This is a genomic window from Oleidesulfovibrio vietnamensis (assembly GCF_055388115.1).
On record NZ_AP042419.1, the window covers coordinates 3,325,398 to 3,338,740 of the forward strand.

At 61.4% G+C, this 13,343-nt stretch carries 13 protein-coding genes; all 13 read right to left on the reverse strand.

The features are described from left to right. Window positions 1-126: 126 nt before the first annotated feature. The 13 genes from icd to ACZ5D1_RS14960 all read right to left on the reverse strand — a co-directional run bounded on the left by icd (window position 127) and on the right by ACZ5D1_RS14960 (window position 13,316). Window positions 127-1,275: an NADP-dependent isocitrate dehydrogenase gene (icd, locus tag ACZ5D1_RS14900; protein WP_011369174.1), complete on the reverse strand. Its 1,149-nt coding sequence runs from the start codon at window positions 1,273-1,275 to the stop codon at window positions 127-129. Between the two features lie 297 nt (window positions 1,276-1,572). Further along, complete coding sequence (gene trpA, locus ACZ5D1_RS14905) at window positions 1,573-2,385, reverse strand: tryptophan synthase subunit alpha (RefSeq protein WP_273238073.1); 813 nt, start codon at window positions 2,383-2,385, stop codon at window positions 1,573-1,575. Between the two features lie 14 nt (window positions 2,386-2,399). Further along, on the reverse strand, window positions 2,400-3,563 hold the full coding sequence (gene trpB / locus ACZ5D1_RS14910; RefSeq protein WP_011369176.1) for a tryptophan synthase subunit beta: 1,164 nt from the start codon (window positions 3,561-3,563) through the stop codon (window positions 2,400-2,402). An 87-nt stretch (window positions 3,564-3,650) separates the two neighbouring features. Further along, complete coding sequence (locus ACZ5D1_RS14915; protein WP_011369177.1) at window positions 3,651-4,295, reverse strand: phosphoribosylanthranilate isomerase; 645 nt, start codon at window positions 4,293-4,295, stop codon at window positions 3,651-3,653. Between the two features lie 19 nt (window positions 4,296-4,314). Then, a complete protein-coding gene (locus tag ACZ5D1_RS14920) occupies window positions 4,315-5,076 on the reverse strand; it encodes an indole-3-glycerol-phosphate synthase (protein ID WP_011369178.1) in 762 nt (253 codons plus the stop codon). Further along, window positions 5,069-6,064, reverse strand: coding sequence for an anthranilate phosphoribosyltransferase (gene trpD / locus ACZ5D1_RS14925; RefSeq protein ID WP_011369179.1), 996 nt, complete (start codon window positions 6,062-6,064; stop codon window positions 5,069-5,071). The genes ACZ5D1_RS14920 and trpD overlap by 8 nt, the downstream gene beginning before the upstream one ends. A gap of 18 nt (window positions 6,065-6,082) precedes the next feature. Next, window positions 6,083-6,688, reverse strand: coding sequence for an anthranilate synthase component II (locus ACZ5D1_RS14930; protein ID WP_027182181.1), 606 nt, complete (start codon window positions 6,686-6,688; stop codon window positions 6,083-6,085). Then, window positions 6,669-8,102, reverse strand: a complete 1,434-nt coding sequence (locus tag ACZ5D1_RS14935; protein WP_464555328.1) for an anthranilate synthase component I family protein — start codon at window positions 8,100-8,102, stop codon at window positions 6,669-6,671. The genes ACZ5D1_RS14930 and ACZ5D1_RS14935 overlap by 20 nt, the downstream gene beginning before the upstream one ends. Window positions 8,103-8,214: 112 nt before the next feature. Continuing rightward, window positions 8,215-8,997, reverse strand: coding sequence for a prephenate dehydrogenase/arogenate dehydrogenase family protein (locus ACZ5D1_RS14940; protein WP_455697082.1), 783 nt, complete (start codon window positions 8,995-8,997; stop codon window positions 8,215-8,217). Continuing rightward, the gene (aroA, locus tag ACZ5D1_RS14945) at window positions 8,988-10,316 is read right to left on the reverse strand and encodes a 3-phosphoshikimate 1-carboxyvinyltransferase (protein WP_464555331.1); all 1,329 of its coding nucleotides are present in this window, start codon (window positions 10,314-10,316) and stop codon (window positions 8,988-8,990) included. The genes ACZ5D1_RS14940 and aroA overlap by 10 nt, the downstream gene beginning before the upstream one ends. Before the next feature lie 54 nt (window positions 10,317-10,370). Then, complete coding sequence (pheA, locus tag ACZ5D1_RS14950) at window positions 10,371-11,510, reverse strand: prephenate dehydratase (protein WP_011369184.1); 1,140 nt, start codon at window positions 11,508-11,510, stop codon at window positions 10,371-10,373. 2 nt (window positions 11,511-11,512) lie between these two features. After that, window positions 11,513-12,499 (reverse strand): 3-dehydroquinate synthase II family protein, encoded by a 987-nt coding sequence (locus tag ACZ5D1_RS14955; protein WP_011369185.1) that lies wholly within the window; start codon window positions 12,497-12,499, stop codon window positions 11,513-11,515. 1 nt (window position 12,500) lies between these two features. Continuing rightward, entirely contained in the window at window positions 12,501-13,316 is an 816-nt protein-coding gene (locus tag ACZ5D1_RS14960) for a 2-amino-3,7-dideoxy-D-threo-hept-6-ulosonate synthase (RefSeq protein WP_011369186.1), read from the reverse strand. Window positions 13,317-13,343 lie beyond the last annotated feature (27 nt).

Below are 13,343 nucleotides of genomic sequence, written 5' to 3' on the forward strand. Positions count from 1 at the left end.
TGCCATAACACCGGGGTGTATTTGTTTGCACGCCACAGCCCGCACCGGCTCAACCGGCAGTCCGGAGCGCAAAAAAAAAAACGTCCCGGCATAACCGGGACGTCTGGATGCATGATGTGACCGCGGCTACAATGCCGCGCCCAGCAATTCGCCGAACTGTCGGCAGCCCACAGTGGAGGCACCCTGCATCTGGCTGGCCAGATCCACGGTGACCGTGCGGTTGCCTATGACGGTGTTCATGGCGGTATGGATACGGGTTGCAGCCTCATGCCAGCCCAGATGTTCCAGCAGCATGCCCCCGCACAGAATAAGACTGCCCGGGTTGGCCATATCTTTTCCGGCAATGGTGGGTGCCGTGCCGTGGGTGGCTTCAAAGAAGGCCAGCGTATCGGACATGTTCACGCCCGGAGCCAGTCCCAGACCGCCCACCTGCGCAGCAAGCGCATCCGAAATATAATCGCCGTTCAGGTTGCTGGTGGCAACCACGCTGTACTGTTCCGGACGGATGAGCACTTCCTGGAACATGGCGTCGGCTATACGGTCCTTGACCACCAGACCGGTTTCCCCGGCGGCTGCCTGTGCTTCGGTCACCGCGCGTCCGGCGTATTCGTCATGCGCCAGTTCGTAGCCCCACTGGCGGAATCCGCCCTCGGTAAATTTCATGATATTGCCTTTGTGCACCAGCGTGACGCTGGGCAGCCCCTGCGCCAGAGCAAAGTCCATGGCGCGGCGCACCAGACGCTTGGAGCCTTTTTCACTCATGGGCTTTATGCCCACGGCGCAGCGCTCGTCCACATTGGCGCCCAGTTCGTCGCGCAGAAAGGCAATCAGCTTTCTGGCTTCGTCGGTGTCAGCCTTGTATTCTATACCGGCGTACACGTCTTCGGTGTTTTCGCGGAAGACAACCATATTGACCCGCTCCGGATGCTTCACCGGTGATTCGATGCCTTCGAAATACCGTATGGGCCGGATGCAGGCATACAGGTCGAGAGTCTGGCGCATGGTCACGTTGAGACTGCGGAACCCCTTGCCCACGGGGGTGCCCAGCGGCCCCTTGATGGCCAGTTCGGCACCGGCCAGCGTGTCGAGCGTTTCCTGAGGCAGATAGGTGCCTGTCTCGGCATAGGCTTTTTCGCCGGCAAGCAGTTCCTTCCATTCCAGAGAACGCCCGTTGCCGTATGCCAGTTCCACGGCCTTGTCGATGACAGGACGGGCGGCGTTCCAGACCTCCGGTCCGATGCCGTCACCTTCGATGAAATACACAGTCTTGCGCATAAAGAGCGTTCCTCCCGTAAAATTTCCGCCGCCCTTCTGCGAGAGAAGAGCGGCGGTAAGCAGGTCACGACCTGTCCAAAATCACGTATTGATGGTGTGACCAAACTATCCATCTGGCACGGCACTCCGCACCGGATATTCCTCAGGCGGCAGCCACCGCCAAGCGGGGCTGTCTGTCGCCCCTACCATGCGGTAAAAAAGGGCGACTGACAACTCGCGTTTACTGCTTTTTACTTTTTTTGTCAAAAAAACCCTGTTTCTTTTGCGCAGAAGCCGTTGACAGCCCCGCGCCCGCCGTCAGAGCACCGGTTCTGCCACAGGCCGGCGCCAGCGTTCCATAAACGAAGCAGCACTGCCCTGTGTGCGGATGTGGCTGATAAGCGCACTGCCGAAAATCACAGCATCCAGTCTGTCGCCGCAGGCTGCCAGCTGTTCCGGTTCACGGACGCCGAACCCCAGCGCCAGCGGCAGGTCAAAGCACCGGCGGGCGCGTTCCAGCGTGGCGGTAACCCCCGCAGGCAGGTCGGTACGGGCACCGGTGGTACCCATAACCGAAACCACATAGACATAGCCCTGCGCCACTCCGGCATAGGCACGCATACGGTCTTCATCGGTATTGGATGCCACCAGCGGAATCAGCGCCAGCCCCTCAGCCGCAAGCGCCCCGCGGCACAGGGCATCCTCTTCTAGCGGCAGGTCGGGAATGATGAACCCTTCAACCCCGGCACGGGCGGCATCGCGCGCCAGCGCATCCAGCCCGTACTGCAGAAACGGATTAAGGTACCCCATCAGCACAATACCTGCACGATAGCGTCCCTTGCGCCGTTCAAGCTCTTCAAGCACGCCGCGCAGGGTGGTTCCGCGGGCCAGACTTTCCAGCGAAGCCTGCTCCACCACCGGTCCGTCGGCGCACGGGTCGGAAAAAGGAATGCCTATTTCAAGTACATCGGCACCGCCCGCGTCCAGCTCGTCCAGCTGCCGCCAGAAATCCCCGGAATCGGGAAACCCTGCCGGAAGAAACGGGATAAGAGCCTTGCGGCCCTGACGGTTGGCCTCGCGGATACGCATGGTCAGCCTGTCTGCGGGGCTTGTGATATGTTCTGTATGCATGGTGTGTTCCCCTTTTACAGCAGGTTGTTGATGATGCCCATGTCCTTGTCGCCACGACCGGACAGGTTGACGACCACATCGGCCCCGCGGGGAATCCCGTCGCGGTTTTCCAGCACCCACGCCACGGCGTGCGAGCTTTCCAGCGCCGGTATGATGCCCTCCATGCGCGAAAGCGTTTTAAACGCATGCAGCGCCTGCGCATCGTTCACCATGCCGTACCGCGCTCTGCCGCTGCGGCCCAGAGCTGCATGTTCCGGCCCCACGCCGGGGTAGTCCAGTCCGGCAGCAACCGAATGCGAGGGAAGTATCTGCCCGTCGGCACTCTGCAGCAGCATGGTATGGTTGCCGTGCAGCACGCCGGGAGTACCCAGATTGATGGGCGCAGAATTGTAGCAGCCCGGTTCTCCGCTGCCTGCAGCCTCAACCCCCACAAGCTGCACCTGCCCGTCGGGAATAAAGGCATGGAATGCGCCGATGGCGTTGGAACCGCCGCCCACGCATGCCACCACCATATGGGGCAGCCTGCCTGTTTTTTCCAGAATCTGCCTGCGTGCCTCGCGCCCTATGACGGACTGCAGGTCGCGCACCAGCGTGGGAAAAGGATGCGGACCCGCCGCCGTGCCGAAGCAGTAATGGTGCGTGGCAATATTGGCTATCCAGAAACGCATGGCTTCGTTGATGGCATCCTTGAGGGTGCGGGTGCCGCTCTGCACGGGCACCACCTCGGCCCCCAGCAGGCGCATGCGTTCCACATTGAGCGCCTGACGCTCCACGTCCACGGCGCCCATAAAGACCACACATTCCAGCCCCAGAGCGGCGGCGGCCGTGGCCGTGGCCACGCCATGCTGACCTGCACCTGTCTCCGCCAGCATGGCCGGCTTGCCCATATGCTTTGTCAGCAGCGCCTGCCCCAGCGTGTTGTTTATTTTATGCGATCCGCTGTGCGCCAGGTCCTCACGCTTGAGCCACAGATTGAACCCGAGCTCGGCAGACAGCCTGCGGCACAGGGTGAGCGGCGTTTCGCGGCCCACATATTCGCGCAGCAGCATGTGGAATTCATTCTGAAACTCAGGTGAAGGCACCACGGTTTCCAGCGCATTTTCCAATTCCTTCAGCGGCGGCATGAGCAGTTCGGGTACAAACTGCCCGCCGAAATCACCAAAATACCCTTTTTTCATGTCCAGTCCTTGTTCTGCCGGTGCATTGCGCACCGCACAGTGCAGAAGCCGCCGGACACCCGCCGCCGCAGGAGAGACATCACCGCCCTACATGGGGCGATGGTCTCCGCCGAGAATGCGGAAGCAGGCGCGCAGCCGCGCTTCATCTTTGATGCCGGGAGCGGACTCGACGCCGGAATTCAGATCGACGCCGCAAGGATTGCACTGACGGATGGCTTCCGCCAGCGTATCCGGTCCCAGACCACCTGCAACAAACCATGTTTTAATGCCCGGAGTGCCCGCCAGCCATTTCCAGTCCAGCGTGGCGCCCGAACCGCCGCCCGAAGTGCCCGCGTCGAAAAGCATGAAGCGCGAACAATGGGCAAACCGCCGCATGTCGTCTTCCAGCTCGCTGCGGGTTGCATACGTTGCAGGCCACAGCACTTTGATCACACGGCTTCTGCCCACTCTGGTGCAGAAAGCCTCGTCCTGCCCGCCGTGCAGCTGCGCCACGTCCAGACGGGCGCGCTGCATGATCAGCCGCACCTCGTCCGCAGTCTGGTTGACAAAAACGCCTGTACGCATAAGTCCGGGCGTCTCGATGGCGCGCACGGCTTCGGGAGTCATGCAGCGCGGGCTTTCGGGGTGAAAGACAAAACCCACAAGGTCGGCGTCCAGCTCGACGCACAAATCGGCGTCCTGTTGACGGGTAATGCCGCACACCTTTGTCAGGGCGTCTTTTTCAACAAACATGGCCTCAAACTCTCCTGTCCTATTGCAGAAGCCTGACGAGGTTTCCCGCGGGGTCGCCCCCGCTCATGAGCACAGTGCCCACAAGCATGGCGTCAAACCCCAGCGCCTCGACATACTTCCTGTGGTTGGTTCCGGTGATGCCGCTTGCCGAAATCCAGCATTCGGCCGCATCCCGTTCCTTAACCAACCTGCCGGAAATGGCAAGGCTCGTGCGCAACGTGGACAGGTCCCTGTTATTCACCTGTATTATCCGCGCGCCAGCTTTGCGCGCTATTTCAAGATCTTGCTCGTCAAACACCTCCACTACGGCCTCCAGACTTTTTTCATGGGCCGCCTCTATAAGACGCCGCACACCGTCTGCACCCTCCAGCATGCGGACCACCAGCAGCAGCGCCGACGCAGGAGTCGCCGCCGTCTGCACCACCTGCAGCGGGTGCAGTATGAAATCCTTGCGCAACATGGGCAGTCCGCAAAATGCCATGCGTTCCAGATAGCCCAGACTGCCCCGGAAATAGGTTTCCTCCGTCAGGACGGAAAGAGCTCCCGCACCGGCACCGGCATACGCCGCCGCCACCTGTTCCGGTGTCAGTTCCGGTGCTATGTCGCCCTTTGAAGGTGATGCCCGTTTGTATTCTGCAATGGTCACCAGTCCGGGACGCCGCAGCGCCTGCGAAAACACCGGACGGGCACCCCGGTACGCCTGCGGCAGCGTACCGGCCCGTTCCCGGGCGCACAGCACTGCAATTTCGGCCTCCTTTGCTGCGGCAAAACGGCTAAGCATCCAGCACCTTCCCGCCGGCGCCGCCGGCAACAGCCTGCCGCGCACGGGCCATGGCTGCGGAAATAGGCATGGAATCCTCCATCAGATACACCGCCAGCCCCGCATTGAACGCCATCATGTCAAGCATGGGAGCCGGGCCTTCTCCGGCCAGCAGCAGCCGCATGACCTCCAGCGCCTCCTGCCTGTCGTGCACTTCCAGCTGCGCGGGCGTGCACGGGGCAAATCCGTGGTCCGCCGGATTTATTTCCATCTCTTCCGTGGCGCCGTCGCGCACCATGACCACGCGGGCAGGCCCCATGGTGGTCAGCTCATCATAGCCGCCGGCACCGTGCACCACCGCCGCGCGCCGCACGCCTGTCAGCAGCAGGGCGTCGGCCATGGTATGCAGCATGGCCGGTTTTGCCACACCCAGCAGCATGCGGGTGGGACGGGCGGGATTAAGCAGCGGGCCCAGTACGTTGAAAAGCGTACGGATACCCAGATCGCGGCGTACAGGCATCACATGACGGAAAGCGGGATGATAAAAGGGGGCAAACAGAAACACGAAGTTATGCCGTGCCAGCAAAACCGGCACATCTTCGGGCGCGGTTTCCAGCGGCAGTCCCAGACCTTCAACCACATCGGCGCTGCCGCTGGTGGACGAAACAGCCCTGTTGCCGTGCTTGACCACCTTGTACCCCATGCCTGCCAAAGTCAGCGCCGCGGCGGTGGAGCAGTTGAAACTGTTGCGTCCGTCTCCGCCCGTGCCCACTATGTCTATGCGGTCATATTCAAGCCCCTGTATGAGCCGTGCATGCGCCAGCGCCGCACGCACCGCGCTGGCCACCAGTTCCGGCGTTTCTCCGTGGCTGCGCAGCCCCATAAGAAAGCTGCCCGCCTGCGCCGGAGTCATCTCGCCGGACATGAGTCTGTCAAACGCCATGTGTGCCGTTTCGGGCGGCAGCACGCCGCCCGAAGCCAGTGTTTCCAGTATTTCTGCAGTATGCATTGTCTTTTTACCTCGTATTCACACGGCCCCGGCCGTGCAGGCAGTCGCCATGCGGCAGAAGTTTTGCAACAGGGTTTCACCCTGCGGGGTCAGAACGGACTCGGGATGGAACTGCACCCCCATCCACGGCCTGTCGCGATAACGCATGGCCATCACACACCCGTCATCCGCCGCCGCGTCTGTGACGGCCAGCACTTCGAGCGTGCCGGGGCACTGTTCCGCACGCACAACCAGCGAATGATACCGGCCCACAGTCATGGGGTTGCACACACCCTCGAACAGGCCCGTACCCTGATGGACAACGCGGGATGCCTTGCCGTGCATGATACGCGGCCCAACTTCCACCGCGGCACCGGCATAGGCGCCCAGCACCTGATGGCCCAGACACACGCCCAGTACCGGCACATGGCGGGGCAGCCTGTCCAGAAATTCAAGGCACAGTCCTGCCCCCGCCGGATTGCCCGGCCCGGGAGAAATGCACACCATGGTCAGTGTCCCGCTTTGTGCCAGCGCGGGCAGTTCAGGGTCGTCATTTTTGCGCACCTGCGGAGTAAGCCCGCCTTTGCTGAAGGCCTGCACCAGATTAAAGGTGAACGAATCGTAGTTATCGATAAGCAAAAACATCGCAGTCTCCCGTTGATCCGCCGCCATGCGTACCCGTGATGGCCGAACGCACCACTCTGGCCTTGTTGCAGCACTCTTCCCATTCTTTTTCGGGCACCGAGTCGTAGACGATGCCTGCTCCCGCCTGCCAGCTGACCATGCCGTCGCGCACCCACATGGAACGGATGAGAATGCCCGTGTCCATGTCCACACTGCCGCTGTCCAGTCCCAGCCAGCCTATGGCACCGGCGTAAGGACCGCGGGCCAGCCCTTCCATGTCCGCTATGATCTCCATGGCACGCACCTTGGGCGCACCGCTCACCGTTCCCGCCGGAAACGTGGCAGCCAGCACATCCAGAGCGTCCCTGCCTGCGGCCAGCCGCGCCCTGACATAGGAAGTAAGGTGCATGACGTGGGAAAACCGTTCGACCTGCATGTACTTTTCAACGCTTACGGTGCCTGCCTCTGCAATGCGGCCCAGGTCATTACGTCCCAGATCGACCAGCATCACATGCTCCGCCTGCTCCTTGGGGTCGCTGCGCAGCTCTTCGGCCAGCCGCATGTCTTCCGCCTCATCGCTGCCCCGCGGTCTGGTACCGGCTATGGGGCAGACCTGCACTTCGCCGCCCCTGCAGCGGACCAGCACCTCCGGAGACGACCCCAGCACACTGACGCCGGGCAGACGCATGAAAAACATGTACGGAGAAGGATTGATCTGGCGCAGCCGGCGGTACAGCACAAAAGGATCGCCCTTGAACGAAGCCTGAAAACGCGTGGAAAGCACCACCTGAATGGCCTCGCCCTGCCGTATGAGCTCCTTCACCCGCTCCACATTGCGGATGAACGTCGCCTTGTCCGGCACCATGACAACGGGACCCACATCGGGATTCTCCGGTTTTCTGTCCACGGCATCCCTGTCCATGCGGATGACAAACCCTTCTGCCAGATTCAGCAGGCACAACCTGTTGTACAGGTGGTCCACCAGCACCACGGTGCCGGGCAGCACCAGACATGCTTCCGCGCTCTGCACCGGCAGAACCCGTTGCAGATGCGGTTCGAACATGCCTGCCACCCCGTACCCGAAGTATCCGTACAGCCCGCGGGTAATGGGCGGCAGGTCTTCAAATCCGCTTGCCGGTGTAACGTCGACGGCGGCCTGCACGGCACGCACACCATCCGTAAAATCCATGCCTTCCAGCTCTTTCAGGCAGTCAAGACGGGCATCGCGCGAAGCCACTGTCAGCTTGCCGTCCCTGCACCCGAGCCGCAGCAGAAAGTTGAAACCGATGACACTGTAACGGCCCCAGCGCCCGTCCACCTCGGCACTTTCCAGCAGAATGCCCTGCCCGTTGCCCACCAGCCCCAGAAAAAGGCTGATGGGGGTCTGCACGTCGGCGGCTATCCAGCGGGCCGATTGCCTGAGATTCACGTTCATTGTCTTGTGCTCCTTTGCGGTGGTTCCGGCGGTAAAAACAAAAAAGGCCGCATCCGGGGAGGATGCGGCCTTGGTATCAACCAAACTGTTGCACATATCGTGCTGCCATGCGCTACGAGGGCGCACCTCCCCTGTTATCCGAGGAGCGCCACCACCAGCCGGCACGGTCGACGAGCAGATTCACGTCACCTGCGCAGGCATGATTCAGAATGGCACGGAACGCACGCACAGCGTCCTGACTGTAGGGGTTGGCCTCGAAAAGCCCTTCGAAAAGTTCGGCGTCTTCGGTCAGCATTTTACGTGCGGCGTCCAGCCTGCGGCGGAACGAAGGAGTAAGAAAAGGCGTAATGGCGTCGTCATGCGCCAGTGTGGCAAAATATGCCACGGACGTGATGAAGTTGAGATTCTGGATGCACGCGGCCGCACGGTCGTGTTCCTGCGCCGTGGTACGGAAAGGCTCGCACCCCAGACGCACAAAAAAATCCTCCACCGCGGCGCAGGCCGCTTCACCGGCAGCATGGCCGCTGTCGGGAACAACGGCCACGCGGGTTTCGCCCTGCGCGGGCGCCGGCCCGAAAAGAGGATGCGTACCCACCACGGGGCCGCTGTACTGTCTGCGCATCTGCTGCATGGGAAGAACCTTTACCGAAGTTATGTCTGCCAGAATCTGATTACCTGAGAGAATACCTGACATGAGTCCAGCTACTTTGTCAAGTACTGCTGCCGGAACACACAGCAACACCATCTGGACCCCGTGCACAGCCTGCCGCACGGCTTCCGGCTCCAGAGGCCTGTCCAGAGCGACCACCCCCATGCCGGCCGCACGGGCCCGCGCGCAGAACAGCTGCCCCATGCGGCCGTCCGCGCCCACCACGGCAACATTGTCTATACGCATGGCGAAACCTTTTTCCACTGTTCCCAGAATGCGGGAAATGATTTGCCCACACAGGCAGGATCATCCACGGTGACGGGCTGTCCGGCCATTTCCAGCACAGCCATGCTCATGGCCATACGGTGGTCCGCGTAGGTGCTGAACACGGTGCCGGGTGCTATCCGGATATTTTCTCTGCCTGCGCCGTGCACCACCAGACCGTCGTCGCGCACCTCGCACTGCACACCCGCGCGGGCAAGTTCCGCGGCAGGCGAGGCAAGACGGTCGCATTCTTTGATGCGCAGGTGCCCCACATTGCTGATGGTGGTGTCACCCGAGGCAAAAGCAGCCACTGCGGCCACGGTGGGAACAAGGTCAGGACAGTGGCCCATGTCCACCGCTATCCCTTTGAGCGGAGCCGGGCTCACGGTGACGGCGTCGCCGTCCCATGCCACACCGGCCCCCATGCGCCGGAGAATATCCAGCATGGCGCGGTCACCCTGCAGAGAATCGCGGCGCAACCCCCCCACGGTGACGGGAACCTGCCCCGCCGCTCCCGCGGCAAGAAAATACGACGAACTGGACCAGTCGCCTTCCACGGTATAGTCACCGGCTCTGTACATGCCGGGGGGTACCACAAACCGCACCCTGCCGGGCACGATATCCTTCACTGTCCGCCAGTCTGTCTTGTGCCAGCCTTCGTCGTCCTTTGTCTCCACGCTGAAACGCAGTCCGAAATCCTCCATGGCCTGCAGCGTCAGCCCCACATAGGGCCACGAGACCACTTTGGCTCCGCCCACGGTGATTGTCATGGAACGCGCCTGCGGCGCGGCCAGCAGAAGCCCCGACAGGTACTGGCTGGATTCGTCCAGCCCGATGGTCACCATGCCGCCCGAAAGTCCCAGCGCCTCGACAATGAGCGGCGGAAACCCCTCATGCTGTTCATAGCGCACATCAGCCCCGGCCATGCGCAAAGCGGTGACCAGTTCGCCTATGGGACGTTCATGCATGCGGGGCACCCCGTGAATGCGGAACGTGCCCAGCCCGCACGCCACAACCGCGGTCAGCAGCCTGCAGGTGGTGCCGGATTCGTGCACATAGCACGAAGCGGGTTCGGTACTGCCGCCGCGCGGCGTACCGGCCACACCACGCACCGAATACCGGCCTGCACCCTGCCGCACAATGTCTGCGCCGCAGGTTTTCATTATCTCCACGGTGCGCGTCAGATCATCACTTTCCAGCACGTTGGTCAGCGTGGAAGTGCCGGCGGCCAGCGCGGCACCTATGACCATGCGGTGGGACACGGATTTGGAGGCCGGAGCCGTTACGGTCTTGCTGTTCATGCGTTCATCCGTCGTATGCTTGTGCGCCCCTGCGGGCGTCGTGCGCTAAAAAAACTATTCGGTCACCAGCCGTTCCGAACCATCGGCCGTGCGGGCCACATCAAAATACATTCCGGCAGGATAGCTGCCCAGAATCCGCAGGCTGTGGCAGACATGCTTCAACTCGTCCACAAGCTGCCGGTAATCTTCATGGTTCAGGTCGCATTCCACATCCACAAAAAACACATACTGCCATTTTTCGCCGCGCAACGGGCGGGATTCCAGCTTTTTCATATTGATATCCTCCCGCGCGAGGATATTGAGCACCTGCGCCAGCGAACCGGATTTGTCCGGCAAGGTGAACAGCATGGATGTTTTGTCCCTGCCTTCCCTGTCGGCCGGCACCGGCCCCACCACCACAAACCGGGTCCAGTTATCGGGCTGGTCTTCAATGGCAGAAGCAAGCACACTCAGTCCCAGACGTTCGGCAAGGTTGCCGTGACCGATGGCCGCAGCGCCCTTTTCGCCTTTGATACGCCGAGCCGCAGCTGCCGTTGATTCGGTGGGAATAATACGCGCACCGGGCAGATTAAGCCGCAGCCATTCGCCGCACTGTGCCAGCGGCTGCGGGTGCGAATACACGGTGGTGATGTCGGAAAGCCGTTTTTCCGCCGTCAGCAATGAATGGCTGATACGACAGAACAGTTCGGCGTTGATGAACACCTCGTAACGCAGAAACAGATCAAGACTCTGCCCCACGGTGCCGTGCAGCGAATTTTCAAGCGGCAGGACGCCCAGTTCGCATTCGCGGGCGTGCACGGAGCGGATGACACCATGCAGATCCTTCTGGGGCAGAAACTCTACGGAATGCCCCAGAAACTGAATGCCCGCAAAATATGAAAACGTGCCTTCCGGCCCCAGATAGGCCACACGCTGAGGACGCTGCAGACTGCGTGAAGACGACAGTATCTCGCGGTATATGGACCGCAGGTGTTCTTCCGGCAGCGGGCCTGCGCTGAGGCTGCGCAGTTTTTCCAGCACATCACGCTCGCGGAACGGTTTGAATATGACGCCGGGGTCGTCGCGTTTTATGCGGCCCACTTCCAGACTGAGTTCCGCCCGCCTGTTCAAAAGGGCCAGCAGCTCTCTGTCCACGGCGTCTATATCTTCACGTACGCTGCCCATCCGTTCCTGAATCCGGTCTGCGTCTGCCATGGCTACTCTTCCCTTATCTCTTCGGAAATTCGCATGCCGAAATGCCGGCCCGCAGCATCGGTACGCACCAGAATTTCATCACCCTCTTTCAGTGCCACAACGCTTACGGGAGTACCGTCGGTGCGTACCAGCCGTATGGTCTCGGCGTTCTGCAGAAAAACAGCGCCTTCGGTGCACTGCCCGTCCGGTCCCTGCACCCGCGCGCGCACCAACAGCATGGGGCGCACTTCCACCTTTACCCTGCCCACCGTGGCAATGCCCGTGGCACCTGTATGGTCAACCACCAGCACCTCTGTTCCGGCGGACAGTTCCTCAAGATACGTTGTCCTGTCACCCGGCATGACGGCGTAGGCATGCACTGCTCCGGCATTAACCCTGAAAGGACGCGCCGCCACATACTCGTTGTGCTCGGTTTCGGCGTTTACCAGAAAGGTGAACGCGCTGGAGTTACCCACCAGCATGCCCTGTCCTGTGCGCATAAGCGACATGGTGTCCACGCACACGCGATGCCCCAGTCCCGCGGCAGAGACGGCAGTGACCGTGGCGGGCACAAGTTCCAGCGTCCCCTGAGAAAGCTTGAGTTCCTTCACGATGTCCTTCAGTTCCTCCACACCCCGGGCAGACACGGCCACGGCGGAGACACCGCGTTCCAGTATGCCCGCCGCAAGTCTTGCCTCCTCCAGCGAGGCCACTTCGGCAACCACGTTATCCGAAACCGCCAGCAGGTTTTCCACGGGAATGATTTCCCAGCCGCGGGCCAGTATTACACTGCGCCCCTGCTGCAGCATGCGGGCCACGTTTTCCTCATCCGCCTTTTCCTGCAGCAGTATGCAGGGCATATCCTCGTCGGCCACCACGGTGCAGCGTGCCAGTGAAGCCACCTCCTGCACATGACCGGCAGGAACCACCAGACCGTCCACCCCCGATTCCAGCGCGAGCGTCACTGCGTCTTTATCGTAAGGAACGCAACGGAAAAGCACTTTTTTCATGTTATTCACCCTCGGGGGCGCACCCGCCCACAGTTTCAAGTGCCTGTTCCACGTCCCAGTCTTCGTGCACAAGACCACGCAGCGCCTTTACCAGCGCTCTGGGGCGTTCATGCTGAAAAATGTTGCGGCCGATGGAAAGACCGGCACCGCCCGCACGCACGGAGTCATGAACTATCTGCAGCAGCGAACGCGTGGAATCAAGCTTGGGACCGCCCGCGATGACCACGGGTACGCAGCAGGCTTCCACCACGCGGGAAAAGGAATCCATATCACCGGTATAGGGCACCTTGACCACGTCCGCGCCCAGCTCGACCGCCACACGTGCGCAGTGAGCAACCACCATGCCGTCATACGGGTCTTTCACTTCCGGCCCGCGGGCATACATCATGGCCAGCAGGGGCATGCCCCATTCCGCCGCCACGGCAGACACCCTGCCAAGGTCGCCCAGCATTTCGCGCTCATTAGGATCGCCCAGATTGACATGTACCGAGATGCCGTCGGCGCCGTGTTTGATGGCATCTTCCACCGTGGCACACAGAATTTTGGAATTGGGGATGGGCGAAAGCCCCGTGGAACCGGAAAGATGCACAATAAGACCCACGTCGCGACCGCCTTCGCGGTGGCCGCAGCGCACCAGACCCTTGTGCATCAGCACGGCGTCCGCGCCGCCTTCCGCCACCTGATTCACCGTGTCGCGCATGTCCACCAGCCCGTCGATGGGCCCCACGCTGACACCGTGGTCCAGAGGAACAATAATGGTGCGGCCTGTCGTTCTGTTGAACAGCCGCTCTATACGAATACGTTTGCCGATATGCATTTCGCTTCCTCGCTTGCGAACGTAAAA